A 26,029-nucleotide genomic window follows, 5' to 3' on the forward strand; every position below is an offset into this window, starting at 1 on the left:
GACCAAGTTCCAGCAACGGCTCGGCGCCGAGGGCTTCGAGCACATGCCGATGCCCCGGCTCGGCGCCACGATGACCGAACAACAGCCACTCGCGGCACGCCGGATTCAAACGCACCGCGACCAGCGCCGCGACCGTGCAGATGAAGCCGTCGACGAGCACCGCCACGCCTTCCTGCGCACAGGCCAGATAAGCACCGACCAGCGCGGCAATTTCGAAACCACCGAGGTTGAACAGCGTCTGCAACGCATCACCGCGCTGCGCCGCATGCAGCGCCAGGGCACGCTCGATCACTTGCGCTTTGTGGCTGACGCCTTCAGCGTTCAAACCTGTCCCCGGGCCGGTCAGGTGTGTCACCGGGCAATCGAGTAGCGCGCACGCCAGCGCACTGGCTGCGGTGGTGTTGCCAATGCCCATTTCGCCGCCGATGAACAACTGCGCACCCGCCGCTTTGGCGCGCAACACGCTGTCACGACCGGCTTGCAACGCCAGTTCGCCCTGGGCTTGGGTCATCGCCGCGCCGTCGACGAAATTCGCAGTGCCGGGACCGATGTTCAAGTGACGTACGCCTGGCAGGTTCAGCGTCGGCGTCACGGTGCCCAGATCGACCACTTCCAGTTGCGCGCCAAGTTGCCGCGCGAGCACGCTGATCGCCGCGCCACCGCTGACGAAATTGAGCAGCATCTGCCCGGTAACTTCCTGCGGGAACGCCGAAACGCCTTCAGCGACCACGCCGTGATCACCGGCAAAAATCGCGATCCAGACCTGTTCCAGCGTCGGCTTGACCAGACCTTGCAGCCCGGCCAGTTGCACCGCCACCGATTCCAGGCGACCGAGCGAACCGGCCGGTTTGGTCAGTTGCTGCTGGCGCGCTGCCGCTTGTGCAAGCACGTCGGCATTCAGCGGTTGGCACGGGTTCAGCCACCAGGTTTGAGTCATAACGCAGGTCCTTTCAGAGTCAGGGGCAGGCCGGCGACGGTCAGCACGACACGCTGACAGCGCTCAGCCAGAGCTTGATGCAGCCAACCGGCTTCATCGACGTAGCGGCGAGTCAATTCGCCCAGCGGCACGACACCCATTCCGGTCTCGTTGCTGACAAAAATGATTTCCCCCGGCAACGAAGCCAGGCAGTCCAGCAAAGCTTCGCGCTCGGCGATGAGGCGTTCGGCGTCGTCGAGCATCAGCAAATTGGTCAGCCACAGCGTCAGGCAATCGACCAGCAGGCAACGCTCGGCGCCGGCCGACTCACGCAGGACGCGAGCCAGTTCGAGGGGTTCTTCGATCAGTGCCCACTCGGCTGGACGACGGGCGCGATGATGGGCGACGCGCTCGCTCATCTCGCCATCGAGCGGTTGGCTGGTGGCGATGTAAGTAACGGCAAGATTGCTGTCGCTGGCGAGTTTTTCTGCCAGGCGGCTTTTGCCGGAGCGGGCGCCGCCGAGGATCAGTTGGAGCATGGGGACATCCTGAAAATTATGGGTTGAGACGACTGGCGCTATCGCGAGCAGGCTCACTCCTACAAGGGAACGCGGTCAACTGTAGGAGTGAGCCTGCTCGCGATGAGGCCATTGAACCCACCTCAAATCCCACAGAGCTGACGCAACAGATCGGTATCCAGATGCTTCTCCACCAGATCCGCCAAGCGCTCGATATCGCGCTCGCGCAACCCGTGGTAATCCACATCCTGCACATCGTTCAACCCGGCCCAACGCAACAACGCCGCACTCGCCGCCGGTGACTCGAACAAGCCATGCAGATACGTGCCGAATACCTGCCCATCAACACTCTGTGCACCGTCGCAACGACCATCATCCAGATGCACCGCCGCATTCTCCAGCGCCGCCCCGGTCGTCACGCCAGCATGAATTTCGTAACCACTGACCTCGGCATTTTCAAGCGCCAAACGCCCACGCACATTGCGCAATTGCTTGTCGGCCTCAAGCGTCGTTTGAAACGCCAGCAAAGCCAAACCGGCACTCGAACCGGGCGCGCCTTCAAGACCGAGCGGATCATGCACCTGCTCACCGAGCATCTGCAGACCACCACAAATCCCAAGCACTTTGCCGCCGTAGCGCAAATGCCGATTGATCGCTGTGTCCCAACCATTGGCGCGCAAATAGGCGAGATCGCTGCGCACGCTTTTCGAGCCCGGCAGAATGATCAGATCGGCAGCCGGAATCGCCTGCCCCGGCCCGACAAATTGCAGGTCGACCTGCGGATGCAGACGCAGCGGATCAAAATCGGTGTGGTTGCTGATGCGCGGCAGCACCGGCACCACCACTTTCAGCACTTGTTCGGCCTTGTCGGTCTGGCGCTGATCGATGCCGTCCTCGGCTTCCAGATGCAGATCCATCACGTACGGCAGCACGCCCACCACCGGTTTACCGGTGCGCTGTTCCAACCAATCAAGGCCCGGTTGCAGCAAGGCAATGTCGCCGCGAAAACGGTTGATGATGAAGCCTTTGACTCGCGCCTGTTCACTCGGCGAGAGCAGCTCCAGCGTGCCGACCAGATGAGCGAAAACCCCGCCGCGATTGATGTCGGCAATCAGCAGCACCGGGCAATCCACCGCTTCGGCAAAGCCCATGTTGGCGATGTCGCCAGCGCGCAGATTGATCTCGGCCGGCGAGCCTGCGCCCTCGACCATCACCAGTGGATACGCAGCACTGAGCCGCTCGTGAGAAACCAGAACAGCTTTCATCGCGATGGCTTTGTAGTCGTGATAGGCCACGGCATTCATCGACGTCACCGCGCGACCGTGAATGATCACTTGGGCGCCGGTGTCGCTGTTCGGCTTGAGCAGCACCGGATTCATGTCGGTGTGCGGTTCGAGGAACGCCGCTTGCGCCTGCACCGCTTGCGCACGACCGATCTCGCCGCCGTCTGCCGTTACCGCGCTGTTGAGCGCCATGTTCTGCGGCTTGAACGGCACCACCGCGACGCCCTGACGGGTTGCCCAGCGGCACAGTGCGGTCACCAGCGTGCTTTTACCGGCGTCGGAAGTGGTGCCCTGCACCATCAAGGTGGTCATGGATTGTCCTTGGCGAAGGCGATTAACGCCTGTTCGAGTCGCGCTTCCTCGGCCGCATCAGCAGGCAGGCCGAAACGCAGGCTGCTGTTATGGGTGAAGATGCGCAGGAGGATGCCGCGTCGGGCCATGAATTCGTGCAGCGCTGGCGCCTTATCAGTGACCAGCCACTGAAACAACGCGCAGCCGCCCTGCGGTTTGAAGCCGTAGCGTTCAAGCAGTGCGGCCAGCCGTTCGCTCGCTTCTTCGCTGCGAATCCGCTGGCGTGTGTGGCCTTCAGTGTCTTGCAGACACGCTTGCCCGAGCACCCGCGTCGGCCCGCTGACCGCCCACGGCCCGACCTGCTCGGCGAGCAACTTGAGTAACTTGCGCTCGGCCAGTACAAAGCCCAGCCGCACCCCGGCCAAGCCAAAAAACTTGCCGAACGATCGCAGCACGATCAGCCCGACCTGATGCGCATGCGCCGCCAGGCTCAGGTGCGGCGTGTTGTCCATGAACGCCTCATCAACCACCAGCCAACCGCCGCGCTGCGCCAGTCGCGCATGCCAGTCGAGCAGCCGCGCCGGGGTCAGGCTCAGGCCGGTTGGGTTATTCGGATTGACCACCACCAGCACGTCGAGGCTGTCGAGGAAAAACTCGACTTCCTGTTCCAGCACTTCACGCACGATATAGCCACTGCGGCGCCAAGCTTCGGCATGCTCGGCATAGCACGGCGACAACACGCCGACCTTGCCGGCGCGACGTAAACGCGGCAGCAACTGGATGGCCATCTGCGAACCGGCGACCGGCAGCACTTGCGTCGCGCCGTAGTAATCACACGCGGCCTGCTCCAGACCGTCATCGGTTTCCGGCAAGCGCGCCCAGGCACGCAGCGGGATTTCCGGGATCGGAAATGGCCACGGCGCGAGACCGCTGGACAGGTCGAGCCAGTCCGCCTCGGCGATGCCGTAATCGTGCGCCGCCTTACGCAGTCGGCCACCGTGCTCAAGCATAGAATTCAGCCCCCACGCAGAGAATCAGCAGCCATAACCATACCCCGCGCTGGACCAATTGCCAGCCACGGTCGATGGAATCGGCATCGGCCGGAGCGCCTTCGCCAAGTTGCGGACGCTCATGCAGTTCGCCGTGGTAAATCGCCGGGCCACCCAATTCAACACCCAGGGCTCCTGCGCCAGACGCCATCACCGGGCCGGCGTTGGGGCTGTCCCACTTTGGCGCCTGCGTACGCCAGCACTTCAAGGCGAGTCGGGTTTTGCCCAGTAGCGCGTAGGTCAACGCCACCAGACGCGCAGGAATGTAGTTGAGCACGTCGTCGATTTTCGCTGCGGCCCAGCCGAAACGCTCAAAGCGCTCGTTGCGATAACCCCACATCGCATCGAGCGTGTTGCTCAAGCGATAGAGCACTACGCCCGGCGCACCGGCGACAACAAACCAGAACAGCGCGGCAAACACCGCATCACTGCCGTTTTCCAGCACTGATTCGGTGGCGGCGCGGGCGACGGCGGTGCTGTCGAGTTCATCGGTCTGGCGACTGACCAGATAGCCGACTCGCTTGCGCGCTTCGTCCAGATCATCCGCGCGCAACGCTGCGGCCACCGGGGCGACATGCTCGCCGAGGCTGCGCATGCCGAGGGCGCAATACAACGCGAGAATTTCGACCACCCAACCCACGTACGGCGCCCATGATAAGGCCGTGGCAAGCAACGTCAGCGGCAGCACCGCGATCACCCACGCGGTGACGCCATGGCTGCGCCAGCCACGACCACCGCCGTTGAAACGTTGCTCGATGCGCCCGGCAAAATTGCCGAACGCCACCAGCGGATGAAAGCGTTTCGGTTCACCGAGCAGCGCATCCAGCGCCACTGCGGCGACACTCAACAACGCCACACTCATTGACTCACTCCCCAATAATTTTCATACAGCAACTCATTGAGCGGCCGCGCCTGCGCCCACCCTTCGAGTACCAGCATCGGCGCAGGATAGAATTCCTTGACCGGGCCCAGGCACAAAACAGCCAGGGGTTTGGCGCCTGCCGGCAATTTCAGCAGATCGGCGAGTGCCTGTGGCTCGAACAGCGAGACCCAGCCCATGCCCAAGCCTTCGGCGCGCGAGGCCAGCCAGAGGTTTTGAATCGCGCAGGACAACGAGGCCATGTCCATTTCCGGCAGCGTGCGGCGCCCGAAAATGTGCTTGTCGCGATCATCCATCAGCGCGGCGACCAGCACTTCAGCGCAGTCGTTGATGCCTTCGACCTTGAGTTTCATGAACTCGTCACTGCGCTCGCCGAGGGCTTCAGCGGTGCGGATGCGCTCTTCTTCGACGAGATTCTGGATCTGGCCGCGTAACGTTCGGTCGCTGATGCGAATGAAGCGCCAGGGCTGCATCAGGCCGACGCTTGGGGCCTGATGCGCGGCCTCCAGAAGTCGGCGCAGCAACTCGGGCTCAACCGCCCCACCGATGAAGTGGCGCATGTCGCGGCGTTCGGCGATGGCTTTATAGACCGCCTGGCGCTCGGCTTCGGAGAATGCGTTGTCGGTCATGGCCCCATCGCTGGCAAGCCAGCTCCCACAAGGGATTGCATTTCTTCAGGAAGCTCACCGTCCACTGTGGGAGCTGGCTTGCCAGCGATGGCGGCCTGGAGGCCAGGCGCAAACAGTGCAGCGACAGCCGCAGGATTCGACGGAAAATAGAAGTGCACATAAGAAGCCGTCATCCGCCCATCCCGATAAACCGCCTCGGCGCCGCGCCCACCATTCGGGCTCAGCCCTCGAGCAATCGGCGTCAGCTCGGTGGTGGTCAGCGAATGATGATAAGTGTGCCCACGCAACGAACCTTCCGGCAGATCCACCGCCTGCAACGCCAACGCCGCCAGACGCTTCTGCATCACCGCGTCGCCCTTGAGCAGCCCAACCAGCTCAGCGCGAGTGCCTTCAACATCCGTCAACGAATCGAGCAAATACAGCATCCCGCCACACTCAGCGAGCAACGGTTTGCCCGCCGCATGGTGCGCACGGATCGCCGCAACCATCGAGGTGTTCTGCGACAACGCAACATGGTGCAATTCCGGATAACCGCCTGGCAGGTACAGACTGTCCGCCTCCGGCAATTGCGTATCGCGAATCGGCGAGAAGAAACTCAGCTCGGCGCCCATCGCGCGCAACAGATCGAGACTCGCGCCATAGGTGAAGGCAAACGCCTCATCACGTGCAACGGCAATGCGCACATTCTTCAGCAGCGGCTCAACAGCGACGACGTCCGGCGCGGCAAATTCCACGGCCGGTGGCAGCGCTACCTCGCAGCTGCTGGCCAGTGCATCGGCAGCGGCGTCGAGACGCACATCGAGGTCATTCAGTTCGCTGGCCTGGACCAGCCCCAGATGCCGACTCGGCAATTCAATGCCGGTCTCGCGGGACAATGCGCCGTACCAACGCAGACCTTCGGTAAGGCTGCCTTCCAGCAATTGCGCATGACGCAACGTGCCAACCCGGTTGGCCAAAACCCCGGCAAATGGCAGATCCGGCTGATACTTGGCCAGTCCCAGCGCCAGTGCACCAAAGGTCTGCGCCATCGCCGTGCCGTCGATCACCCCGAGCACCGGCACACCAAAATGCCGCGCCAGATCCGCGCTCGAGGGCGTACCGTCAAACAGGCCCATCACGCCTTCGATCAGAATCAGATCCGCCTCGGCAGCGGCTTCCCACAACAGCCGACGACTCTCCTGCTCGCCGACCATCCACATGTCCAGTTGATACACCGGCGCACCGCTGGCACGCTCGAGAATCATCGGATCAAGGAAGTCCGGGCCGCATTTGAACACGCGCACTTTGCGCCCCTGATTGCGATGCAAACGGGCGAGCGCAGCGGTGACGGTGGTCTTGCCCTGACCGGAAGCCGGCGCGGCGATGAGTACCGCCGGGCAGTGACGTGGCTGATTCAAAGTTCGACACCTTTCTGCGCTTTGATGCCGGCCTGGAAGGCGTGTTTGAGCATGCCCATTTCGGTGACCGTGTCGCCCATCTCGATCATTTCCGGCTTGGCCGCGCGACCGGTGACGATCACGTGCTGCATCGGCGGACGCGCCTGCAGATCGCTGAGCACCTGATCGAGATCGAGGTAGCCGTGTTTGAGGGCGATGTTCAGTTCATCGAGCACCACCAGGCCGATCGACGGATCACGCAGCAGCTCACGGGAAACCGCCCATGCCGCTTCGGCTGCAGCGATGTCGCGCTGGCGATCCTGGGTTTCCCAGGTGAAGCCCTCGCCCATGACATGGAAGCGCACTTGCTCGGGGAAGCGGCGGAAGAACAACTCTTCGCCGGTGCTGTTACGCCCCTTGATGAACTGCACCACGCCGCACTGCATGCCGTGCCCCATGGCGCGGGCGAGCATGCCGAACGCCGAGCTGCTCTTGCCTTTGCCATTGCCGGTCAGCACCAGCACCAGGCCGCACTCGTCGGGCGAGTTGGCGATGCGTTCGTCGATCACGGCTTTTTTGCGCTGCATACGCGCCAGATGGCGTTCGTCGCGCTCGGGGGAATCAGTCATGGGGGAGCTCTCCGTTGGGGCTGGATAACGGCGGGCAGGCACAAGAATAGACGGCAAAAAGCCTGGCATCGCCCACCGTGATGCCGCTGGATGGATCAGGCCGGTCTCCGGGCTCATGAGCGGCGTTGGCCTGGCTGCGCGCCTTCCCGCTTCTGTCGAGGCAGTGGCTCAAGGCGCAGCTTTTACTCATTTACCGTTGCGGGGGCAGCGCCGGGATCGTGATTGTTCTTCACCTGAAGACAACCCTCACCGGCTTCCCTGTTTCACTCTGTCGACGTGGGTCACAGAGCACCTGAAACAAGCCGCGAAGGTTAGAGGGTTGGGGGTGGAGCGTCAATTAAAGAGGCGGCCATCGGGCGAATAACTGCCGTCGATCAATTATCTGGCGCCAATCTTGTGCCACACTGATACAAATGATATCAAAGAGCCATGCTTTTCCCGAAAAAGCCCATCACAAGAATAAGGATGATGACGATGCAAGGCATGATCATCAGCAACCCGCGCCTGGAATTCCTGCGCCCGCTGCTTGAACGCTGGTTTGACTGTATCGACCGCTTTAACGCCGTACGCGGCGACAGCGACACACCGTACTGGCATGACGAGAAAGCCAATCTCGGCCTGCTCTCGGCAGCGGCGTGGATGGCCGAGCTGGTCACCCTGAACGACACGCCCACGCGCAAACAGAATGAAGAAGGTGAGCGCAATGCCCGCGCCGACCTGTTCATTGCCAGCGCCGAAGATCGCGCTTACATTCAGGCTACGCAGCGCTGGCCACGGGTCACCAACCTCAACCTGACCCAAGCCCTGCTCGACATTACCAACGATGCCAAACGCATCAGCTTTGCCAGCGACCTCAAGCTCGGCTGCCTGTTTGTCGCCCCGCAAAAAGCCCAGCACAGCGCCAGCCCCGAAGAGCTGCAAGACATGGTCGACGACCTGCAAAAGGAACACACCTGCGCGGTCGCCTGGTATTTCCCCTACGCCTACCGCAAATTGCGCAGCGAAGCCGGCAATTATCATCCCGGCATTGCCGTGCTGTTCAAGGAAGCCCGCGGCTGAGCAGTTGAACCATCGGGCTTGCGCCCTCCTCTATGATTAGGAATGCATTCATAGGGAAGATCAGCAATGCGCAAGCCCCAGCTCGTTTTCGTCATCGCCCTCGCCGGAGGGCTCGCCGCCTGCGGTGAATCCTCCAGCCTGCAAGTCACTGACGGCACCGGCCCGTCGCCGAAATTGCCCGAACCGAACAAGACCCTGATCCCGACGGTGAACATCGCCCCGGCGATCGGCTGGCCCGAGGGCGGCAAACCGACGGCGGCGGCCGGCACTCAAGTCGCGGCATTTGCCGAAGGCCTCGATCATCCGCGCTGGCTCTACGTGCTGCCCAACGGTGATGTGCTGGTGGCGGAAACCAATGCCCCGCCGAAACCCGACGACAGCAGCGGCGTTCGTGGCTGGGTCATGAAGAAAGTCATGGGCAAGGCTGGGGCCGGCGTGCCGAGCCCGAACCGCATCACCCTGCTGCGCGACGCCGACCACGATGGCGTGGCCGAGACGCGCACGGTGTTTTTGCAGAACCTCAATTCGCCCTTTGGCATGACCCTGGTCGGCAATGATTTGTATGTCGCTGATACCGATCGCCTGTTGCGCTTTCACTACGAACCCGGCGCGACCGAGATCAAGTCGCAGCCAATCAAAGTGACCGATCTGCCGGGCGGCACGCTGAATCATCACTGGACCAAAAACGTGATTGCCAGCAAGGACGGTAGCAAGCTCTACGTCACTGTGGGCTCGAACAGTAACGTCGGCGAGAACGGCCTGGATAAAGAAGAAGGCCGCGCGGCGATCTGGGAAGTCGACCGGGCGACCGGCAATCACCGGATTTTCGCTTCGGGCATTCGCAACCCCAACGGCCTGGCTTGGGAGCCTACCAGCGGCGCACTGTGGACAGCGGTCAACGAGCGTGACGAGATCGGCAGCGACCTGGTGCCGGATTACATCACTTCAGTGAAGGACGGCGGTTTCTACGGCTGGCCGTTCAGTTATTACGGGCAGCACGTCGACGTTCGAGTGTCGCCACAGAATCTGGATCTGGTGGCCAAGGCCATCGCCCCGGATTACGCGGTCGGCCCGCACACCGCATCGCTCGGCCTGAGCTTCGCCGAAGGCAACACCTTGCCAGCGCAGTTCAAGGAAGGCGCGTTCATCGGCCAGCACGGCTCGTGGAACCGTAAACCGCACAGTGGCTACAAGGTGATTTTTGTGCCGTTTACCGGCGGCAAGCCGAGCGGCAAACCGGTCGACGTGCTGACCGGGTTCCTCGACAAGGACGAAAACGCGATGGGGCGCCCGGTGGGCGTGGTGATCGACCAGCAAGGTGGCTTGTTGGTGGCGGATGATGTCGGCGACAAGGTTTGGCGAGTAACTTCTGCCAAATAATTTAGCGCCTGCCCCAAAACAAATGTAGGAGTGAGCCTGCTCGCGATAGCGTCGTATCAGTCGACATCATTTTTGACTGAATGAACGTCATCGCGAGCAGGCTCACTCCTACAGGGGATTGTGTGCAGTTGGATTATGGGTTGTGCGCCAAATGTTCAGGTTGCAATACGCGCTTGGCGCTCAGATAGGCCTTCTGCCAATACGCCTTCGACAGGCTGTCCAGCTTCACCGTGCCGCCCGTTGCTGGCGCATGCACGAAGCGCCCTTCACCAACGTAAATCCCCGCATGACTGACCTGCGAGCCGCCATTGGTGGCGAAGAAGATCAGGTCGCCGGTCTGCAAGCCTTCCTTGCCGACATTCGGTGCCTGCATCACGATCAGCTCACGCGTCGAACGCGGCAGGGAGATACCGGCTGCGTCGCGGTAAACAAAACCGATCAAACCACTGCAATCAAAACCCGAATCCGGCGTGTTGCCGCCCCAACGATAAGGCGTACCAACCAGGCCAAGCGCGCGAAACAGCACGTCTTCAGCAGCCGGCGAGAATGATTGAGAGGGGCCGAACACGACCGGCGCGCGAACTACCGGCGCAGGCGGCGGTGTGCGACTGGCGCAGGCGCTGAGCAGCGCTGCACAGAGCATCAATGTGAGGCGGGCCGACATCGTCATAAGCAGAACATCCTGATCTGGCTGCGGCTTTCTCTGCCGGATGGACAGAAAACAAAACCGCCTGCGGAGCACGCAGGCGGTTTGCCATCAATATAGATACAGGATTCTAGCGGCTACGCGGCAAACTTCAAGTAAGACTTTAACTTCACCTTGTAAAGTCTAGGTCTACTCCGTTGCCGGAAGCCATTTTGCCGCTGCGAACGCAGCGACAACGCGGGAATTACTTGCGAGCGGTGACCACGGTCGGGGCCATCGCGAGTGCGCGCTTGGCTTCGATGAAGGTCTTGTTCCAGTAGCTGTCACCCAGGCTGTCGATGCGAACACCGCCGCTGCGACGACTGCTGGAATGGATGAACTGGTTGTCACCCAGGTAGATCCCGGCGTGACTGACACGACCGCGACGACCGTTGGTGGCGAAGAACAGCAGATCGCCCGGCTCAAGGTTGCTGCGCGAGACCAGCGGCGCATCCACGTTGATCATTTCGCGAGTGGAGCGTGGCAGGTTCATGCCGGCTTCTTCGCGGAACAGGTAACCGATGAAACCGCTGCAATCGAAACCGGCTTCGGAGGTACCGCCGAAACGGTAACGGGTACCGATCAGGGACATGCCGCGTTCGAGGATGCTGTCAGCCAGAACAGGAAGCTGATAAGGCTTCTTGCCGTTGAATTCGTTGAGTTCTTTTTCGGTGTCCAGTTCTTCCTGGTAAATAACGGAAGACTGGGCCGTGGCAGAATTTTTAACCTGTTGAGGCTGCTCTTGAACTGGAGAATGAGCAGCGCAACCGAACAACAGGGTGACAAATGCGAGAGGCACGAGGGGTGCGAAGCGCTTTAGCATGGGCACGACCGTGGTTGATAGTTGTAAAGAAGCCGAGACTATGCCCGCTATCAGCCTCATTTGCAAATTCAATCGATCTTTTTGTGACTTCTCGGTTTCTCGTTTACATCTAAGCGCTTAAGCCCATTTGAGTCGATACGCGGCCTGCACACCGTGCAGGAAAGCGGATTTTCTGGCGCCTGAAATATGCCGAACGCCGCTGAGAGCCCCGGAATAAAAGGGATGACTACCAGCCGAGGGTTTCTTTGAGGAAGGGGATGGTCAGCTTGCGTTGCGCCTGCAGAGAGGCCTGATCAAGCTGCTCGAGCAGGTCAAACAGCGCACTCATGCTGCGCGTACCACGGGTCAAAATAAAATGCCCGACCTCATCGGTCAGGTGCAAACCGCGACGCGATGCGCGCAATTGCAAGGCACGCAATTTATCTTCGTCGGAGAGTGGGCGCATCTGGAAAATCAGCGCCATGGTCAGCCGCGACTTCAAGTCGGCCAGTTTGACCGGCAGTTCACGCGGCGAGGTGGAGGCCGCGATGAGCAGGCGGCGACCGCTGTCACGCAAGCGGTTGAACAGATGAAACATCGCCTCTTCCCAATCAGCCTTGCCGGCAATCACCTGCAGATCATCCAGGCAAACCAGTTCGTACTGTTCAAGGTTGTCGAGGATTTCGACACCGCGATCCATCAACTCCGCCAACGGCAGATAGACTGCCGGCTCACCCATCTGCTCAAAACGCAGGCAAGCCGCCTGCAACAGATGCGTACGCCCTACGCCGTGCTTGCCCCACAGATAGATCAGGCTTTCTGTCCACCCGGCGTCGGCTTCGCATAGGCGCTCGACATAGCCGAGTGCAGCGGCATTGGCGCCTGGGTAGTAGTTGATGAAGGTGGCGTCGTCACGCAGACGCACACCTAGGGGCAGCTGAATCGGTTTCATGCTGACTGAACAGTTCTCAAGGAACCGTTAGTGGCCTCTGTGTAAAGTTTGCGAAGTTTATACCCGTGAAGCTGAGCGCACAATGCGACAGAGTCCAAGCAAAATCAAAGGTTTGCGTTAACACGCTGGTTTTATGACAGATTCTCTGACGGTGTCTTGCCAGCATTGCCCGCAAGACACGGGCCAACCCGGCTTCCACCGGGCCGCCCGCCGGTATTACAACTCCGGTTCGTCGACACCACTATAAATTTCGGAATCCTTGTACAAGTCGTGGACATGGCGCACCAGCACCATGATCACCGCCGCTACCGGCAGCGCCAGCAGCACCCCGGTGAACCCGAACAGTTCGCCACCCGCCAGAATCGCGAAAATCACCGCGACCGGGTGCAGACCGATGCGGTCACCGACCAGCAACGGCGTCAGCACCATGCCTTCCAGCGCCTGACCGACCATGAACACCGCGACAATCCCGATCATCGGATACAAATCACCACCGAACTGGAACAGCCCGGCAATCAGCGCCGCGCCAATGCCAATGACGAAGCCCATGTACGGCACGATCGCCGCGAGACCTGCGATCAAACCGATCAACAGCCCCAGTTCCAGACCGACGATCATCAAGCCCGCCGCATAAATCACGCCCAGCGCCAGCATCACCAGCAACTGTCCGCGCACGAATGCGCCCAGCACTTCATGACACTCACCCGCCAGTGCAACCACGCGCTCTTCACGATCACGCGGCAACAGGCTGCGGATCTTCGCCATCATCACGTCCCAGTCGCGCAGCAAGTAAAAACTCACCACCGGGATCAGCACCAGATTGGCCAACCAGCCAATCAGTGCAAGGCTCGACGCCGTCGCCTGGCTCAGCACCACACTGACGATGTCGGTGGTCTGCCCCATGTGTTCGCTGATGGCAGCCTTGACCTTGTCGAATTTCCAGAAGCCGTCCGACAGCCCCAGCTTCGCCTGCGCCCACGGCAGTGCGGTGTGCTGCAGCCAGTCGAGCATCTGCGGCGCCAGCTCGTACAAACGCACTAGCTGCTTGGCGAGCATCGGCACCAACACCAGCAACAGTGCCGTGACGATCAGGGTGAACAAGGCAAATACCGAGATCACGCCCCAGGTTCGCGACAAACCGAGCCGCTCCAGCCGATCCACCAGCGGATCGAACAGATACGCCAGCAACAGCGCCACCAGGAACGGCGTGAGGATCGGGTGCAGCAACCATACAAACGCGCAAAGCAGGATTACCCCACCGAGCCAGAACCAACGCCGCGTATCGGCCATGTACCACTCCTGTTGCTTCTATATAAGGAAAGACTTACCAGCGAAACCGCAACGACGGCGCCGCCGGTGTCGGGGCAGGCACCGCGACCGGCGCGGCACCTGCCACCGCCGGCTGAGGCGCTGCTACCGGAACCGGGGCTTCGGCAGGCAGTTCCTGCAACTTTGCCAGCGACAATTGCGCGCGCATTTGATCGGCGCTGCCATTGACCTGATAAACGATACGATCGCCGTCAACACTTTGCAGACGCACGCCAAACGGTTCGAGTAACCGCAACAGCGTTGCGTAATGCTCAAGATTCATGCCCTGCACTTCCAGGGTCTGTTGACCCGAAGCACCAGGCTTGGCAACAAACCGTGGTGCCAGGCGTTCAGCCACCGCGAGCATCACCGCGTCGGCCACGGCAGCCTGATCGGCGCCCTGGACGCTGCCGGCTTCTTTTTGATCGCCCAGCCACAAGTGCCATTTGGCTTGCCACTGCCCGCCGTCTTCGCGCGCATGCACCGCCAGCAAGGCATCCGCGTTGTACCGCTCGGAGGCGCCGCGCAACGGTGCCGCGTCGGTGCCTTCCAGCGCTGGCGCAGTGGCGACCAGTTGTTCACTGAGGTCCGCCAGTGGCAGACGCAGCGGCAAACCGCGATGTTGCGCGGCTGTACGCAACGGCGCAGCAGCGGCCTGGCCGTCACCGACCAGGCTTGAACCCTCAGCCGAATCGTTCAGCCACCAACTCAGAATCGACGGCCGACTGGCGCCCCACAACGACAAGCCGGCGCGACGCAGCGCCTGCTCGGTGGTCGCCGGATCGAAATCGACCTTCAGCACCTCCGGCGGCCCGGCATCAAAACCGAACTGACTGATGATTTGCTGCGGATCCTTGCGAATCGCCGCCAGCCCCGGGTTCTGCGGGGCCTTCGGATCGCCGGTCAGGCGCAACACCAGCGTGTCAAGCGCCGCTTGCGTAGCGCGATCACGCTCTTGCGGCGCCTGGCCATTGACCGGCTCGCGCACCTGATAAAGGCCTTTGAGGTTTTCGGCGTGACTCGCCAGGCTGATCAATGACAAACAACCGACAAACAATAATTTACAAAAACGCATGGAGAATTCCCGTCGACAGGAGCGGCTGGAACAGGCCGCATGAACCGGTTAAGCAAGGCTGTGACCCTCGGCCGTTGCAAAACATTCACACGGCGGCGATAAGTTTTTGCACAGTGATAACGATAGACGGTTAATCGCCACACCTTATACAGGCAGTCATACGCCTCAATTGCAAAAAATTTCTGCGGATATGGCCCTGCCCGTCGGTGCGAGGATGGCCGCTGCCCCTCAAGCCTGATAAAATCGCGCGCCTTCGCAGACCGGCAACAGCCGGGCACCTCGAAACTCGCGTGAGGCACTCGCCCCCTCGATTTCGATGTTCCCGCTGAACTCGGTCGTTACCCCTGAATCCCCTCCCCTAAAGGCCTGGATCATGAGCAAGCAACCCTCCCTGAGCTACAAGGACGCCGGTGTAGACATCGACGCCGGTGAAGCATTGGTCGAACGCATCAAGAGCGTCGCCAAGCGCACTGCGCGCCCGGAAGTCATGGGCGGCCTGGGCGGTTTCGGCGCCCTCTGCGAAATCCCGGCCGGCTACAAGCAGCCAGTGCTGGTTTCCGGCACCGACGGCGTTGGCACCAAGCTGCGTCTGGCGCTGAACCTGAACAAGCACGACAGCATCGGCATCGACCTGGTCGCCATGTGCGTCAACGACCTGGTCGTTTGCGGCGCTGAGCCGCTGTTCTTCCTCGACTACTACGCCACCGGCAAACTGAACGTCGAGACCGCGACCCAAGTGGTAACCGGTATCGGCGCTGGCTGCGAACTGTCGGGTTGCTCGCTGGTCGGCGGCGAAACCGCTGAAATGCCTGGCATGTACGAAGGCGAAGACTACGACCTGGCCGGCTTCTGCGTCGGCGTCGTGGAAAAAGCTGAAATCATCGACGGCTCGAAAGTTGCCACCGGTGACGCACTGATCGCCCTGCCATCGTCCGGCCCGCACTCGAACGGCTACTCGCTGATCCGCAAGATCATCGAAGTCTCCGGTGCCGACATCGAAAACATCCAGCTCGACGGCAAACCGCTGACCGACCTGCTGATGGCCCCGACCCGCATCTACGTGAAGCCGCTGCTCAAGCTGATCAAAGACACCGGCGCGGTCAAAGCCATGGCCCACATCACCGGCGGCGGCCTGCTCGACAACATCCCGCGCGTGCTGCCAAAAGGCGCTCAAGCCGTGGTTGACGTGGCTAGCTGGACTCGCCCGGCCGTGTTCGACTGGCTGCAGGAAAAAGGCAACGTTGACGAAACCGAGATGCACCGCGTGCTCAACTGCGGCGTCGGCATGGTCATCTGCGTGGCTCAAGAGCACGTAGAAGTTGCGCTGAACACCCTGCGTGACGCCGGCGAACAGCCTTGGGTGATCGGTCAGATCGCTGCTGCCGCCGAAGGCGCAGCTCAGGTTGATCTGCAGAACCTTAAGGCTCATTAATGTCCGCAACCTGTGATGTCGTGGTGCTGTTGTCCGGCACCGGCAGTAACTTGCAGGCCTTGATCGACAGCACGCGGACCGGCGACAGCCCGGTTCGCATCGCTGCGGTGATTTCCAACCGCGCCGACGCCTACGGCCTGCAGCGCGCCAGTGATGCGGGTATTGCCACCCGCTCGCTGGATCACAAGGCATTCGAAGGTCGCGAGGCCTTCGATGCTGCTCTGATCGAACTGATCGACGAATTCAATCCGAAACTCGTGGTACTGGCCGGCTTCATGCGCATTCTCAGCGCTGACTTCGTTCGCCACTACCAGGGTCGCCTGCTCAACATTCACCCGTCGCTGCTGCCCAAATACAAAGGGTTACACACTCATCAGCGCGCGCTGGAAGCCGGCGACACCGAGCACGGCTGCTCCGTCCACTTCGTCACCGAGGAACTCGATGGCGGACCACTGGTCGTACAGGCAGTATTACCGGTAGAGTTGCACGACACGCCGCAAAGTCTCGCGCAGCGAGTTCACGTTCAGGAACACCTGATCTATCCGATGGCGGTACGCTGGTTTGCCGAAGGCAGACTGACACTCGGTGAACACGGTGCTTTACTGGATGGCCAGTTACTCGCGGCCAGCGGCCACTTGATTCGACACTAGGAGATATTATGCGTCGCGCCCTGCTCTTCGCTTGCGCTCTGCTCACCCTGCCTTTCGCGCAGGCTGCAGAACTTCAACCGTTCTCCGCCAGCTACACCGCCGACTGGAAGCAGTTGCCCATGAGCGGCACCGCTGAACGCAGCCTGACCAAGGAAGCCAACGGCGTCTGGAAACTCAGCTTCAAGGCCTCGATGATGATCGCCAGCCTGAGTGAAGAAAGCACCCTGACCCTGGACAAAGACACCCTGCTGCCGCAGTCCTACCACTTCGAACGTGGCGGCCTGGGCAAAGCCAAAAAGGCTGATCTGGATTTCGACTGGAACAGCAAGATGGTCACCGGCACCGACCGTGGCGACGCGGTGAAAATCCCGCTGAACCGTGGCATGGTCGACAAGTCCACCTATCAACTGGCGCTGCAACATGACGTGGCTGCCGGCAAAAAGACCATGAGCTATCAAGTGGTCGATGACGGCGAAGTCGATACCTATGACTTCCGCGTGCTGGGTTCGGAAAAGGTCGAGACCAAGGCTGGCCAGATCGACGCGATCAAGGTCGAGCGCGTACGCGACCCGACACAAAGCAAGCGCATCACCGTCCTCTGGTTCGCCAAGGATTGGGATTACCTGCTGGTTCGCCTGCAACAGGTTGAAACCGACGGCAAGGAGTACAACATCATGCTCCAGGACGGCACGGTCAACGGCAAAACCGTTAAAGGCAGCTGATCCATCGCAAGAACAAAGAGCCCCGCGAAATGCGGGGCTTTTTTGTGCCCCTGCAGGAGCTGCGGCACGCTGCGATCTTTTGATCCTGATCTTTAAAATCAACATCTAAAGATCGCAGCCTCGTTTCACTCGACAGCTCCTACAGGGGTAATTTCAGACGGAGAATTTGGCGACCATGCTGTTCAGGTCTACCGCCAGCCGCGACAACTCCTGACTCGCCGCACTGGTCTGATTGGCCCCCGCCGACGTCTGCATCGCCAGATCACGAATATTCATCAGGTTGCGGTCCACCTCCCGCGCCACCGCCGCCTGCTCCTCCGAAGCGCTGGCGATGACCAGGTTGCGCTCGTTGATCAGGGTAAACGCCGAAGCAATCTCCTCCAGCGCCACGCCTGCCGCTTTGGCCAGTTCCAGCGTCGAACGCGCCCGCACATTGCTTTGCTGCATCGAACTGACCGCGGAATCAGTGCCTTGCTGAATCCCGCCGATCATCTGTTCAATCTCTTGAGTCGATTGCTGCGTGCGATGGGCCAACGCCCGCACCTCATCCGCCACCACCGCAAAGCCTCGCCCCGCGTCACCGGCCCGCGCCGCCTCAATCGCAGCATTCAGCGCCAGAAGATTGGTCTGCTCGGCAATCGAACGAATCACCTCCAGGACTTTGCTGATGCTGTAGACCTTCTGCGCCAGATCCTCAACCTGGTTCGCATTGGCCGTCACATCATCGGCCAGCGATTCGATGGACAACACCGTTTGATGCACCTGTTCGCGGCCATGCTGGGCGATGCGATCGGATTCACGCGAGGCTTCAGAGGTGGCCACCGCATTGCTGGCTACCTCTTCCACTGCGGCTGTCATCTGATTGACCGCCGTGGCCGCCTGTTCGATTTCCAGACTTTGCTGATGCAACCCCCGCGTGGCGTCTTCCGTGACGCAGCTCAATTCTTCAGAGGCTGAGGCCAATTGGCTGGACGACTCGGAGATTTGCCGAATCGTGTCGCGCAGGTTGTGCTGCATGCTCTTCAGCGCCTGTAACAGGCGCGCCGGCTCGTCCTTGCCGCTGATATTGATATCGCCCGTCAGATCGCCACCGGCGACCACTTCGGCGACGCCCAACGATTGCGCCAGCGGCAGCACAATGCTGCGGGTCAGCAGCAGCGCCAGGCCGATGGTGATCAGCGCGGTGACGCCGATCATTACCCCGACCCAAACCCGTGAATTGATGAACACCAGCCGCGCCGCTTCAGTGGCGAGATTGGCGTTGTGCTTGTTCATCTCAACCAGCTCGCGCAGGATGACGGCGATTTCATCGGCCAAGGGACTCATCTGGCCATTAAGGATGGTCGCCGCCTCCTCCACTCGATTCTGCGCAGACAACTGCATGACCTGCGCCTGAAGCTCCAGATATTGGTGCTCGGCGAGCTTGAAGCGGTCGAACAGCTTGCGCTCTTCGGGCAATACGATCAGCACGTCATAACGCTGCTGGGCCTCACTGAGCACGCCACGCAGCTCGTTGAGCTTGGTGACATTCTGCTCAAGCGCCTGCGGATCGCGATTAAGCAGCAGGCGCATGGTCAGCGCACGCAGGCGCAGCATGTCCTGGCTCATCTCACCGACCGCCATCACGCTCGGTAGCCAGTTGTTGTCGACCTCATCGGACTGCGCGCGCATGTTCGACATTTGCAATAACGCGAACGCCCCGAGGGCAAAGACCATCAGCGCCAACAGGCCAAAACCGAGGCCGGCGCGCGGGGCAATATTGAGACTACGGATACTCATTGCTCTGGTTCCTTCCAAAAGCGCTGCATCAACCCTGCAGCTGGTTGCTTAAGAAGGTATCGGCCCGGCGAAAAATTGCGTAAGACGAAAAGGCGATATCAAAAGGCCTTGATCCTTCAAACGGTGGGCATTAACGATTCAGCGGGGTTTTGCCGGACATGAGCACCGTTCGCGGCAAGATCGCCAGGAAGTTGTCCCGCGCGACTTTGTGCGCAACGCCTTCTGGCAGCGCATCAAGGAACGGATCGAAGCTGTGCATTTCCTGACCGAGCTTGTTGAAACGCCCTACGACGTCCGAGCCAAGCATGAAGCGCTCTGGGTACTTCTCGACCAACGCCAGCCATTCCGGGCGCGGTTTGCCCTGCTCGTCCAGCAGATACGGCGTGAGCATGCTCCACGACAAATCAATAAACAGATTGGGGTACGCCTCGAGCATGCGCGTCAGGGTCGGCAGCAGGAACGGCAGCTGCGTCTGATGCCGATGGATTTCTGCGCTGGTGCCCGCGTGCGCCCAGATAAACCGCGTGTGCGGGTGATTGCGCAGCGGCTCCTCAACTTCCTTCAAGTACAGCGGATTTTTCTCACGCTTGGAGGTGATATTGGAATGCAGCATCACCGGCAGATCGTTCTCCGCGGCCAGATGATAGATCCTGGTCATGGCCTCGTTATTGGCGCGCGGCGTGTCGCCGGCGGTCAGCGCCGTGAGGTCGTCATGCCGGGTAAACACCTCACCGATGCCCTGCCACACGCCCGGATACATCTCGAGCATGCGCTGAATGTGCGCGGCGGAGTTCTTGTCATTGGGATTGAAGCCCGACAGAAACGGATGAAAGTAGGGACGTTTCTCGGCTGGCAGTTTCTGCACCGCATCGGCAACGATCACGTCAGTCGCGCTGTACCAATAGGCATCAGCATCATCGCCGGCGTAATAACGCGGACGTTTGGGTTCGTCTTCGTGCCACTTCTTCGCCACCGGAATACCGGAAATCATCACATGTTCGACAGAACCGTCCTGCATGGCCGTCAGCAGTTTCGCCATGCCCGCGCTTTCCTGGAAAAAATCCACGTAATGCAGGTGCGCGTCGCTGTAGCTGTATTCGCGGGCACTGGCGTTGCCGGCAAGCAGCAGAAAGCAGGCAAGACTCAAACGATACAGGGACACAAGTAATCTCCAGGAAGTAGGCATAGCCTAGACCGCGCCCTGACAACAAGGGTTCATCCTGCAGGAAAGTGGAACGCGCGCCGGTGGGAATGCTCTATAACTGCAAGGTCTTGTTTGATCGAACGACTTTTCCTACTGCCTGTGAGGTTCCCATGACTGTTACCGTCAATACCGTCTCTGCCGAAGGTTTTCGTCACACCGTCCAGATCGATGACCATGAATTATTTGCCGATGTGCCGAAATCCGCCGGCGGCGAAGGCTCGGCGCCTGAGCCGCACGATTACTTCGACGCCGCCCTCGGTGCCTGCAAGGCGCTGACCCTGAAGATGTACGCGAAGAAGAAAGACATCCCGCTGACCGGCGTCGGGGTCGACGTCAAACGCGACAACAGTGAGGAGCAGAAAGGCAAATATGTCCTGCACGTCACCCTCACCCTCAAAGGCGTGCTCACCGACGCCCAGCGCGAGGAACTGCTGCGTGTCGCCGACCGTTGCCCGATCCACAAACTGATGACCACGAGCGAAGTGACGATCGAAACCCACGCCCCGCAAGGCTTCGACAGCCAGTAATCCTCCTCATGCCAGCGGCGGGTTATGCTTCTGGCATCACCCGCTCAGCCTGGAATGCACCATGGACACGCAACCCCTGATCATCCGCCCGCGCGCCGAAGACGTCGAAGGCCAGCCGATTCTGCGCCCGTTGCCGTCAGCCAAATGCCGCAGCGTCGGGCCTTTCGTGTTTTTCGATCACATGCTCGAGACGGTTTATCCGACGGGCAAAGGCATGAACATCCGACAACACCCGCACATCGGTCTGTCGACGCTTACGTATCTGTTTGAAGGCCAGCTCCAGCACAAGGACAGCCTCGGCTCCGACCAGGTTGTCGGTGCTGGCGATGTCAGCTGGATGACCGCCGGCAGTGCGATTGCTCATGTCGAGCGCACGCCGGAGCCGTTGTGGGAGCAGAGCTTCACGATGCACGGCTTGCAAATCTGGCTGGCCTCGCCCAAGGATCACGAGCAAGGCCCGGGGCATTACAGCCATCACCCGGCGGCGACCTTGCCGGTCAGCGATAACCTTGGCGTACAGATCCGCATGATTGCCGGGTCAGGCTTTTGCCTGGAATCACCGGTGCCGGTGCTTTCTCCTACGCTGTATGCCGAAGTGCAGATGCAAACGGCGACCACCCTGCTGATCCCGACCGAGCACGAAGAGCGGGCGGTGTATGTGTTGAGCGGGGATGCGCAGTTGAATGGCCAAGCGATTGAGCCATATGCGTTGGTGGTGTTGCCGGCTGGGGAAGAGATGAGCCTGTTTGCCGAGAGCGATGTACACGCGGTGGTGTTTGGCGGCGCACCGCTGGACGGGCCTCGGCGAATCAACTGGAATTTTGTCGCGAGCGATCCGGCGGCGATCGATGAAGCGCGGCGTAAATGGGCGGCCGGCGATTGGCCGACGGTGCCGGGGGAAATTGAGCGGATTGAATTACCGTAGTGCTGTGTCGCCTGTGAGTCAGTCATCGCTGGCAAGCCAGCTCCCACAAGTTTTTTCGTCTAACACAAATTTTGCAAACGACTCGAAACCTGTGGGAGCTGGCTTGCCAGCGATGGGGCCCTGTCAGGCACTAACCAAGTCAGTGCCTGACAACTGAATCAGCCCTTGAACACTTCATCCAGCAAATCATGCATCGACTTGAAGGCGCGCTTGGCGGTCTTCGCGTCGTACATCATCTTGCCGGGCACATTGGCATGCGGATCGGTAAACGAGTGCACTGCACCGCCGTAGCTCAGCAGTTGCCAATCGACTTTCGCCGCGTTCATCTCGTCTTCAAACGCCGGCAGTTGTTCCTTCGGCACCAACGGGTCGGAAGCACCGTGCAACACCAGCACCGCGCCCTTGATGTTCTGCGCGTCAGCCGGATTCGGCGAATCCAGCGTGCCATGGAACGACACCGCCGCCTTCACCGGCGCACCGGTGCGCGCCAGATCCAGTGCACAGCAACCGCCGAAGCAGAACCCGAACACCGCCAGTTTCGACGTATCGACCGCCGCTTCGCCCTGCTTCTGCAACTGCTCGAACGCCGCCTGCATACGCGTGCGCAGCAACGCACGGTCGTCCTTCAACGGCATCATCGCCGCGCCAGCCTGATCAGCGTTTTGCGGACGCACAGCTTGACCGTAAACGTCTGCGATCAACACCACGTAGCCCTTGGCCGCCACCGATTTGGCGATCTCTTCGGCACCGGCGCTGACGCCCATCCAGTTCGGCGCCATCAACAAACCCGGAAGCGCGCCTTTGTGCTCGGCGTCGAACGCCAAACGACCTTCATAAGGCTGGCCGTCGATCTGATAGACCACGGAACGTACAGTGACTTGGCTCATTTCTGACTCCTGATTTGTTAAACACCAGAATGAAAAAACCCGCCGAAGCGGGTTTTTCTGCAACTTGGTTAAACCGACAGTTCAACCAGCAGCTTGTTCAGGCGGCGCACATAAGCGGCCGGATCCTTCAAGCTGTCGCCGGCAGCCAGGGCTGCCTGATCGAAGAGGATGTGCGACAGGTCGCCAAAACGCTCTTCGCTCTGCTCGCCGTCGAGTTTCTCGATCAGCGGGTGGCTTGGGTTGAATTCGAAGATCGGCTTCGAATCCGGCACCTTCTGCCCGCTGGCTTCGAGGATCTGACGCATTTGCAGACCCAGGTCCTGCTCGCCGATGGCCAGAATGGCCGGCGAATCGGTCAGACGATGGGATACGCGGACTTCCGCCACGGAATCGCCCAGCGCGGTTTTCAGACGCTCAACCAGACCTTCTTTGGACTTGGCGACTTCTTCTGCAGCTTTCTTGTCCTCTTCCGAGTCCAGGTTGCCCAGATCGAGGTCACCGCGTGCCACGTCGACAAAGGTCTTGCCGTCGAACTCGCTGAGGTAGCTCATCAGCCACTCGTCGATGCGGTCGGTCAGCAGCAGCACTTCGATGCCTTTCTTGCGGAAGACTTCCAGGTGCGGGCTGTTCTTGACCTGCGCGTAGGTTTCGCCGGTGAGGTAGTAGATCTTGTCCTGACCTTCCTTGGCGCGGGCCAGGTAGTCGGCCAGACCAACGATCTGCTCGCCGTCGTCGCCATTGGTCGATGCGAAACGCAGCAGACCGGCAATTTTCTCTTTGTTGGCGAAGTCTTCTGCCGGTCCTTCTTTCATGACCTGGCCGAAGTTCTTCCAGAAGCCTTTGTATTGCTCAGGCTCGTTTTTCGCCAGTTTTTCCAGCATGTCGAGCACGCGCTTGGTCAGCGCGGTCTTCATCGAATCGATGATCGGGTCTTTCTGCAGAATCTCACGCGACACGTTCAGCGACAGGTCGTTGGAATCGACCACGCCTTTGATGAAGCGCAGGTACAGCGGCAGGAAGGACTCGGCCTGATCCATGACGAACACGCGTTGCACGTACAGCTTCAGGCCTTTCGGCGCTTCACGCTGGTACAGGTCGAACGGTGCGCGGGCCGGCACGTACAGCAGCGAGCTGTATTCGAGCTTGCCTTCGACTTTGTTGTGGCTCCAGGCCAGCGGATTTTCAAAGTCGTGGGCGATGTGCTTGTAGAACTCCTGGTATTCCTCGTCCTTCACTTCAGTGCGCGGACGAGTCCACAGAGCGCTGGCGCGGTTGACGGTTTCCCATTCAGCGGCCGGCGCCTCTTCACCTTCAGCAGGTGCGACCTCTTTCGGCAGCTCGATCGGCAATGCGATGTGATCGGAGTACTTCTTGATGATGTTGCGCAGACGCCAGCCATCGGCGAATTCGTCTTCAGCGGCTTTGAGGTGCAGAACGATACGGGTGCCGCGCTCTGGCTTGTCGATGGTGGCGACTTCGAACTCGCCCTCGCCTTTCGACGACCAGTGCACGCCTTCGCTGGCTGGAGTGCCGGCGCGACGGCTGTATACGTCAACCTGGTCGGCCACGATGAACGCCGAGTAGAAACCCACGCCGAACTGGCCGATCAAATGCGAATCTTTCTTCTGATCGCCCGAGAGGTTTTTCATGAAATCGGCAGTGCCGGATTTGGCGATGGTACCCAGGTGGGTGATCACATCATCACGGTTCATGCCGATACCGTTGTCTTCGAGGGTGACGGTCTTGGCGTCTTTGTCGAAGCTCACACGGATTTTCAGATCAGCGCCACCTTCGAGCAACTCTGGCTTGGCCAGGGCTTCGAAGCGCAGCTTGTCGACAGCGTCAGAGGCGTTCGAGATCAATTCGCGAAGGAAAATTTCCTTGTTGGAATACAGCGAATGGATCATGAGGTGCAGCAGCTGCTTTACCTCGGTCTGGAAGCCCAGGGTTTCCTTTTGAGTTTCCACACTCATGGTCATCAAACTCCAATCAGATGGCAGTGGCCGCGACCCGAAATGGTTGGCGGCGGGTTGTCTTGTGAGTTTGGGGCGCTGTTCAGGATTTCAAGGGCTCATCGATTTTGAAGTGCGCCCGCGCGGTGGCAATCGGTTCGCTTTCGGTACTTTGCCAGGCTGTGATGGCGACGTTGGCCACCCGCCGTCCCTGCCGGCACACCTGACATCTGGCCCAGGTATCGCGGAACTGCCCGGCGCGCAGGTAATCGAGGGAGAAATCGATAATCTTCGGCACGCCCGGCGTTTCGGTAAAAATCAGCAAATGAAGTGCCGCCGCCAGCTCCATGAATCCGGCGATCACCCCGCCATGAATGGCCGGCAATAAAGGGTTACCAATGTTGTCTTTGCTCGCTGGCAGCTTGAACAACAAGTCATCACCGACACGCGAGCATTCGATGCCGATCAAACCGGCGTAAGGGATCAATTGCAACAACGGCGCGTAGTCACCCTGCTGGTGGGCCTGCTGCAGTTGCTGCTTGAGGTCATCGCTCATTGACCTGCTCCCTTGATCGCGCCGCCGAAGCCTTTGGTGCCTTTAAGGCCTTTACCCATACGCATGAAGGTCCCGACGACATGGGCGATGGGCTGTTCGGGATCGTCCTGATAGGCGAAACCACGGGCGAAGATCACATCAGTAGTCACCCGATAGCATTGGGCGAAACCATAGACGTCTTTGTTCGGTTCAGCGGCATGCATATAGTCGATGCGTAGATCGAGCGTTGGACAGACTTCGAACTCCGGCAACACGCACAGGGTCGACATCCCGCAGGCGGTGTCCATCAATGCAGTAATCGCGCCGCCGTGAATGACACCCGTCTGGGGGTTGCCGACGATTTTTTCACTGTACGGCAAGATCACCGTCAGCCCTTGCGCAGAAGCACTGTGCACCGCTAAGCCGAGCACTTGGCAATGACGAAGTGCCGATAAAAATCGCGTCGCGCGCTCAAAAACGGGGTTTTCGGACATTTGATAATTACTCTCGTTAGAGCCAATTGCCAGTAGTGAGCAATACAGCAAAAGTTCCCGGTAAAAACAAACTTATATATCTGAAAGAAA

General features: G+C 60.2%; 26 protein-coding genes, 1 pseudogene and 1 riboswitch. Of the genes and pseudogenes, 7 read left to right on the plus strand and 20 right to left on the minus strand.

All coding sequences use genetic code 11. From position 1 onward, the window contains the following. The 8 genes from cobT to cobO form a co-directional block, all read right to left on the minus strand. Positions 1 to 937 (minus strand): nicotinate-nucleotide--dimethylbenzimidazole phosphoribosyltransferase (gene cobT / locus PMI37_RS16835; protein ID WP_008082900.1); only part of this gene is annotated, 937 nt, incomplete at its 3' end. Then, positions 934 to 1,455 (minus strand): bifunctional adenosylcobinamide kinase/adenosylcobinamide-phosphate guanylyltransferase, encoded by a 522-nt coding sequence (gene cobU, locus PMI37_RS16840; protein ID WP_008082901.1) that lies wholly within the window; start codon positions 1,453 to 1,455, stop codon positions 934 to 936. The genes cobU and cobT, both read right to left, overlap by 4 nt. 122 nt (positions 1,456 to 1,577) lie before the next feature. After that, entirely contained in the window at positions 1,578 to 3,029 is a 1,452-nt protein-coding gene (locus PMI37_RS16845; RefSeq protein ID WP_008082902.1) for a cobyric acid synthase, read from the minus strand. Then, positions 3,026 to 4,018 carry a threonine-phosphate decarboxylase CobD gene (gene cobD / locus PMI37_RS16850; RefSeq protein WP_008082918.1) on the minus strand — a complete coding sequence of 331 codons (993 nt, stop codon included), beginning with the start codon at positions 4,016 to 4,018 and terminating at the stop codon, positions 3,026 to 3,028. The genes PMI37_RS16845 and cobD overlap by 4 nt, the downstream gene beginning before the upstream one ends. Further along, the gene (gene cbiB, locus PMI37_RS16855) at positions 4,011 to 4,919 is read right to left on the minus strand and encodes an adenosylcobinamide-phosphate synthase CbiB (RefSeq protein ID WP_008082920.1); all 909 of its coding nucleotides are present in this window, start codon (positions 4,917 to 4,919) and stop codon (positions 4,011 to 4,013) included. The genes cobD and cbiB overlap by 8 nt, the downstream gene beginning before the upstream one ends. Then, the gene (gene bluB, locus PMI37_RS16860) at positions 4,916 to 5,566 is read right to left on the minus strand and encodes a 5,6-dimethylbenzimidazole synthase (protein ID WP_008082922.1); all 651 of its coding nucleotides are present in this window, start codon (positions 5,564 to 5,566) and stop codon (positions 4,916 to 4,918) included. The genes cbiB and bluB overlap by 4 nt, the downstream gene beginning before the upstream one ends. Continuing rightward, entirely contained in the window at positions 5,563 to 6,963 is a 1,401-nt protein-coding gene (locus tag PMI37_RS16865; RefSeq protein WP_008082924.1) for a cobyrinate a,c-diamide synthase, read from the minus strand. The genes bluB and PMI37_RS16865 overlap by 4 nt, the downstream gene beginning before the upstream one ends. Further along, positions 6,960 to 7,571: a cob(I)yrinic acid a,c-diamide adenosyltransferase gene (gene cobO, locus PMI37_RS16870; RefSeq protein ID WP_003223053.1), complete on the minus strand. Its 612-nt coding sequence runs from the start codon at positions 7,569 to 7,571 to the stop codon at positions 6,960 to 6,962. Before cobO ends, PMI37_RS16865 begins: the two co-directional genes overlap by 4 nt. An 81-nt stretch (positions 7,572 to 7,652) precedes the next feature. Next, positions 7,653 to 7,882: riboswitch (cobalamin riboswitch) on the minus strand. A 163-nt stretch (positions 7,883 to 8,045) separates the two neighbouring features. On the opposite strand from cobO, the gene PMI37_RS16875 reads away from it, so the two are divergent. Beyond that, a complete protein-coding gene (locus tag PMI37_RS16875) occupies positions 8,046 to 8,630 on the plus strand; it encodes a hypothetical protein (protein WP_008082926.1) in 585 nt (194 codons plus the stop codon). Positions 8,631 to 8,696: 66 nt separating this feature from the next. Then, positions 8,697 to 10,010 carry a PQQ-dependent sugar dehydrogenase gene (locus PMI37_RS16880; RefSeq protein WP_008082928.1) on the plus strand — a complete coding sequence of 438 codons (1,314 nt, stop codon included), beginning with the start codon at positions 8,697 to 8,699 and terminating at the stop codon, positions 10,008 to 10,010. A 133-nt stretch (positions 10,011 to 10,143) separates the two neighbouring features. Here the strand turns inward: PMI37_RS16880 and PMI37_RS16885 are convergent, their stop codons facing one another. From PMI37_RS16885 to PMI37_RS16905, 5 genes are all read right to left on the minus strand, one after another. Then, the gene (locus PMI37_RS16885) at positions 10,144 to 10,680 is read right to left on the minus strand and encodes a C40 family peptidase (protein ID WP_008082929.1); all 537 of its coding nucleotides are present in this window, start codon (positions 10,678 to 10,680) and stop codon (positions 10,144 to 10,146) included. Positions 10,681 to 10,900: 220 nt separating this feature from the next. After that, entirely contained in the window at positions 10,901 to 11,518 is a 618-nt protein-coding gene (locus tag PMI37_RS16890; protein ID WP_008082930.1) for a C40 family peptidase, read from the minus strand. A 226-nt stretch (positions 11,519 to 11,744) separates the two neighbouring features. Further along, a complete protein-coding gene (gene hda, locus PMI37_RS16895; RefSeq protein WP_008082931.1) occupies positions 11,745 to 12,449 on the minus strand; it encodes a DnaA regulatory inactivator Hda in 705 nt (234 codons plus the stop codon). Positions 12,450 to 12,665: 216 nt separating this feature from the next. Further along, entirely contained in the window at positions 12,666 to 13,739 is a 1,074-nt protein-coding gene (locus tag PMI37_RS16900; protein WP_008082932.1) for an AI-2E family transporter, read from the minus strand. Between the two features lie 34 nt (positions 13,740 to 13,773). Further along, positions 13,774 to 14,832 carry a DUF2066 domain-containing protein gene (locus tag PMI37_RS16905; RefSeq protein ID WP_008082934.1) on the minus strand — a complete coding sequence of 353 codons (1,059 nt, stop codon included), beginning with the start codon at positions 14,830 to 14,832 and terminating at the stop codon, positions 13,774 to 13,776. A gap of 373 nt (positions 14,833 to 15,205) precedes the next feature. On the opposite strand from PMI37_RS16905, the gene purM reads away from it, so the two are divergent. The 3 genes from purM to PMI37_RS16920 are packed head-to-tail and all read left to right on the plus strand — an operon-like array spanning position 15,206 to position 17,636. Then, positions 15,206 to 16,264, plus strand: coding sequence for a phosphoribosylformylglycinamidine cyclo-ligase (gene purM / locus PMI37_RS16910; protein ID WP_008082936.1), 1,059 nt, complete (start codon positions 15,206 to 15,208; stop codon positions 16,262 to 16,264). Next, the gene (gene purN, locus PMI37_RS16915; RefSeq protein ID WP_008082939.1) at positions 16,264 to 16,914 is read left to right on the plus strand and encodes a phosphoribosylglycinamide formyltransferase; all 651 of its coding nucleotides are present in this window, start codon (positions 16,264 to 16,266) and stop codon (positions 16,912 to 16,914) included. The genes purM and purN overlap by 1 nt, the downstream gene beginning before the upstream one ends. A gap of 8 nt (positions 16,915 to 16,922) precedes the next feature. Continuing rightward, positions 16,923 to 17,636 (plus strand): DUF3108 domain-containing protein, encoded by a 714-nt coding sequence (locus tag PMI37_RS16920; protein WP_008082942.1) that lies wholly within the window; start codon positions 16,923 to 16,925, stop codon positions 17,634 to 17,636. 153 nt (positions 17,637 to 17,789) lie between these two features. Here PMI37_RS16920 and PMI37_RS32545 read toward each other — a convergent pair whose 3' ends face one another. From PMI37_RS32545 to PMI37_RS16930, 3 genes and pseudogenes are all read right to left on the minus strand, one after another. Continuing rightward, positions 17,790 to 18,653, minus strand: coding sequence for a methyl-accepting chemotaxis protein (locus tag PMI37_RS32545; protein ID WP_440095798.1), 864 nt, complete (start codon positions 18,651 to 18,653; stop codon positions 17,790 to 17,792). Beyond that, positions 18,645 to 19,415 (minus strand): annotated as a pseudogene (locus PMI37_RS32550) (MCP four helix bundle domain-containing protein); the annotation flags it as partial. The gene PMI37_RS32545 and the pseudogene PMI37_RS32550, both read right to left, overlap by 9 nt. 130 nt (positions 19,416 to 19,545) lie before the next feature. Further along, positions 19,546 to 20,601, minus strand: a complete 1,056-nt coding sequence (locus tag PMI37_RS16930) for an amidohydrolase family protein (protein WP_045123176.1) — start codon at positions 20,599 to 20,601, stop codon at positions 19,546 to 19,548. A 128-nt stretch (positions 20,602 to 20,729) separates the two neighbouring features. On the opposite strand from PMI37_RS16930, the gene PMI37_RS16935 reads away from it, so the two are divergent. Together PMI37_RS16935 and PMI37_RS16940 are read left to right on the plus strand one after the other, a co-directional pair. Further along, entirely contained in the window at positions 20,730 to 21,146 is a 417-nt protein-coding gene (locus PMI37_RS16935) for an OsmC family protein (protein WP_008082948.1), read from the plus strand. A gap of 61 nt (positions 21,147 to 21,207) precedes the next feature. Then, positions 21,208 to 22,071: a pirin family protein gene (locus PMI37_RS16940; RefSeq protein ID WP_008082950.1), complete on the plus strand. Its 864-nt coding sequence runs from the start codon at positions 21,208 to 21,210 to the stop codon at positions 22,069 to 22,071. 158 nt (positions 22,072 to 22,229) lie between these two features. Here PMI37_RS16940 and PMI37_RS16945 read toward each other — a convergent pair whose 3' ends face one another. The 4 genes from PMI37_RS16945 to PMI37_RS16960 form a co-directional block, all read right to left on the minus strand. Beyond that, positions 22,230 to 22,958: a dienelactone hydrolase family protein gene (locus PMI37_RS16945; RefSeq protein WP_008082952.1), complete on the minus strand. Its 729-nt coding sequence runs from the start codon at positions 22,956 to 22,958 to the stop codon at positions 22,230 to 22,232. Positions 22,959 to 23,026: 68 nt separating this feature from the next. Beyond that, the gene (gene htpG, locus PMI37_RS16950; RefSeq protein ID WP_008082953.1) at positions 23,027 to 24,931 is read right to left on the minus strand and encodes a molecular chaperone HtpG; all 1,905 of its coding nucleotides are present in this window, start codon (positions 24,929 to 24,931) and stop codon (positions 23,027 to 23,029) included. An 82-nt stretch (positions 24,932 to 25,013) separates the two neighbouring features. Further along, the gene (locus PMI37_RS16955) at positions 25,014 to 25,466 is read right to left on the minus strand and encodes a PaaI family thioesterase (RefSeq protein ID WP_008082954.1); all 453 of its coding nucleotides are present in this window, start codon (positions 25,464 to 25,466) and stop codon (positions 25,014 to 25,016) included. Next, complete coding sequence (locus tag PMI37_RS16960) at positions 25,463 to 25,939, minus strand: PaaI family thioesterase (protein ID WP_008082960.1); 477 nt, start codon at positions 25,937 to 25,939, stop codon at positions 25,463 to 25,465. The genes PMI37_RS16955 and PMI37_RS16960 overlap by 4 nt, the downstream gene beginning before the upstream one ends. Positions 25,940 to 26,029: the final 90 nt, after the last annotated feature.

This window comes from Pseudomonas sp. GM80 (assembly GCF_000282515.1).
Lineage (GTDB): Bacteria > Pseudomonadota > Gammaproteobacteria > Pseudomonadales > Pseudomonadaceae > Aquipseudomonas.